The 2,859-nt window shown below is 56.6% G+C and carries 3 protein-coding genes and 1 pseudogene; 2 read left to right on the top strand and 2 right to left on the bottom strand.

Annotated features, from left to right (window positions below; all coding sequences use genetic code 11):
- Positions 1-203 (bottom strand): hypothetical protein (locus R6T97_RS15700; protein WP_410350226.1); only part of this gene is annotated, 203 nt, incomplete at its 3' end.
- Between the two features lie 48 nt (positions 204-251).
- On the opposite strand from R6T97_RS15700, the gene R6T97_RS15695 reads away from it, so the two are divergent.
- Entirely contained in the window at positions 252-1,727 is a 1,476-nt protein-coding gene (locus tag R6T97_RS15695; protein WP_410350225.1) for a polysaccharide biosynthesis tyrosine autokinase, read from the top strand.
- An 87-nt stretch (positions 1,728-1,814) separates the two neighbouring features.
- Positions 1,815-2,168 (top strand): hypothetical protein, encoded by a 354-nt coding sequence (locus R6T97_RS15690; RefSeq protein ID WP_410350224.1) that lies wholly within the window; start codon positions 1,815-1,817, stop codon positions 2,166-2,168.
- Between the two features lie 114 nt (positions 2,169-2,282).
- On the opposite strand, the pseudogene R6T97_RS15685 reads toward R6T97_RS15690, so the two are convergent.
- Positions 2,283-2,859: pseudogene (locus tag R6T97_RS15685) on the bottom strand (sugar transporter); the annotation flags it as partial.

Raw genomic sequence — 2,859 nt, 5'->3', positions numbered from 1 at the left:
CTTAGTCGATCTCTTCCTTTCACTTCAAAATAATCTCCTTCATTTTTAGTGTTTTTATCAGAAAGTGCAATTTTTAAAGATTCGGCAGTTAAATCACCGCCTCTGTCCGGCGCGAGACCTACGTGTTCACCGTCGCGGTCACCACTGGTGATCCTGAAAAGTCCGCGCGGATCATCAACACGCTGGCCGATCTCTATCTCCAAGACCAGGTTTCGGTAAAATTTGAAGCTACTGAGGAGGCGGTCGATTGGTTGTCACAACGGGTGACCGAACTGGAACAGGAATTCCAGGAAAGGGCTGACGCAATCACGACAGCGCGAGCCGAGACGGAGTTGATCAGCCCGGAGGCGCTGGAAGGGCTTTACGTGCAGGCCAAGGATCTGCGTGATCGCCTTGAGGAAATGCGCTCGCGGGCTGATGAGGCCGAAGCATCGGTAACGCAATTGCAAAGCTTGGCGGACATAGAGGATCGAGCCACCATTGTCGAGGAAACCGGAGATCCTGTACTGCGACGGCTTGCATCGCAGATCACGGCGGGAGACGAGGAAGCCGAAACCCTCTTCGCGCAACGACTCGATACTCTTATAGAGAACGCCCGTGACACCGCAGAGCGCAGACGTAGCCAAGCCAATGCGCTCGCCGCCTCATATCAAACCTTGCAACAACGGATCGACCGGCAGAATGCCGATTTGATGAGAATCCAGCAAATGCAACGCGAGGCCGACGCAACGGGTACGATTTACGAGACCGTCCTGACACGTCTCAAGGAAACCACCGTGCAACGCGGTCTGAATCAGGCCGACAGCCGGATCATTTCCGAAGGGATCATCGGTGAAAAGGTTGCTCCGCGCACGACGCTGATCGCGGCACTTTCCTTGGTGCTCGGAGGCATGGTTGGCATGGCAATCGTGCTGATACGGCAATACATGCATAACGGTTTCCGGAGTGCAGAAGAGCTCGAAGGTGCGACCGGCTTGCCGGTGCTGGGTCAAATCCCGAAAATGCCGTTCAAGGCCCGCGAAGGTCTCATCGGGTATCTGCACGACAAGCCCACGTCTGCCGCCGCCGAAGCGGTGCGCAACCTGCGTACCTCGCTGCTTCTGTCGGATATAGACAATCCACCCCAGGTGATCATGTCCACCTCGTCTCTGCCTGGAGAAGGAAAGACGACACATTCCATCGCATTGGCCCAGAATCTTGTCGGGCTAAACAAGAAGGTTCTACTGATCGAAGGCGACATTCGCCGACGTACTCTGAATAAGTATTTTGACGATGTTTCCGAGGGCGGGATCCTGACGGCGCTTTCGGGCGACAAGCCGCTGAATGAGTTGGTCCTGCACGATGACCGGATCGGGGCAGATGTGCTCATGGGCGAAGAATCGCGCGTCAATGCTGCCGATCTGTTTTCGTCAGACCGGTTCCGGGACTTTCTGGATCACGTGCGCCACACTTATGATTATGTCATCATCGACACCCCACCGGTTCTCGTGGTGCCCGATTCTCGGGTCATCGGCCAATATGTCGATGCGATCTTGTTCTCGGTGGCCTGGGATCGCACAAATCGTGCCCAAGTGATGAGCGCGCTGCGCGAACTCGAATCGGCTAAACTGAGGGTTACCGGCGTCGTCTTGGCTCAGATTGACCCCAAAGGTATGCGACGCTACGGTTATGGGGATGCGCACGGTGCGTATGGCGCGTATGGCAAGGGCTATTACGATGCAACCTAAGGCTTTTGTCATGATTGTGCGCAATTATATGTTTTGAAACATACGCTGGTGCTGTATGCTTCAACCTGAAACTGAAAGGATTGTGTGATGAAGAAAATCCAAACCCTGATTTCCGCCGGTGCGGTTGCCGCAGTGACGGCGCTTCCCGTCTTTGCCCAGCAGGCCAACTACACTACGACCCGTATGGGCGATGAGAGTGCAGAGCAAATTGCACAGCGGGTGGGAGCTTGCGGCGAAGCCGGCATAACCGCTGCGAATTTCGACACAGATGAGCTGATCCGCGTGCGCTGTGCTGGTGGCGCAGGCGGGCTTGAAGGCGGTCTTGGCACGGGAGCTGCTATCGGCGGTGCCATCGCTGCGGTTGCCCTGATTGGCTTGGCATCCGATGGATCCGACACGACCACGACAACCACCACGACGACCACAGGAACCACGAACTGATCGTTCCTGCTTCGTTAAGCTGATTGAAGATATATGAAAGGGGCAACGCATATGCGTTGCCCCTTTCTGTGTTCCAGAACACGTTCATGTCCGAGCAGTCTTATGATGGCTGGATCACCGTGACGCGATATTTGCGGGCGTGGTCAGGAGCGACGGAACAAATTGCTGGATCACGCGGTTCCATTTCGTGATCGGCTGTTCCTCGACAAAGACGATATCGTTGGGCCGCATCTCCATGCGCGTCGCCAGAGAGATGTTGATGGCATTGCGCGCATCGAGATGCCATGCGGTCACTGCCCCGAATTCCGCTGGATCGGTCGAGGGACGCAGCACGTAGATATTCGCCGGATTGCCGGTCCGGGTCGGCACCCCGCCGCCGTCATAGATCACATCGGCCAGCGTGGCCTTTTGGGCATAGGGCAAGGCGACACGGGCCTGCGCATCCACTTCGCCGGCCAGATAGATGTAATCGCGTGCTTCGGCGCCAAGCTCCGTACGCGCTTCGAAATTGCTGCGGCGCTCGTCCAGCTGGGCCCGACGCATGGACATTTCCGTGCTCATCATATCGAGCACATCAAGACGCGCCTGGCTGCGCAGGCGGATCACGTCCACCTCCTGCTGGTAGAACTCGAACGCCCGGTCCAGATCGAAACGCGTATCCACGAAAACCGCGTCGCCGTTAAGCAGTCTC

The sequence above is a fragment of the Yoonia sp. genome (genome assembly GCF_046498525.1).
Taxonomy (GTDB): domain Bacteria; phylum Pseudomonadota; class Alphaproteobacteria; order Rhodobacterales; family Rhodobacteraceae; genus Yoonia.
Note: the sequence above shows the minus strand (reverse complement) of the source record. Positions and strands in the feature narration are given on the sequence as shown.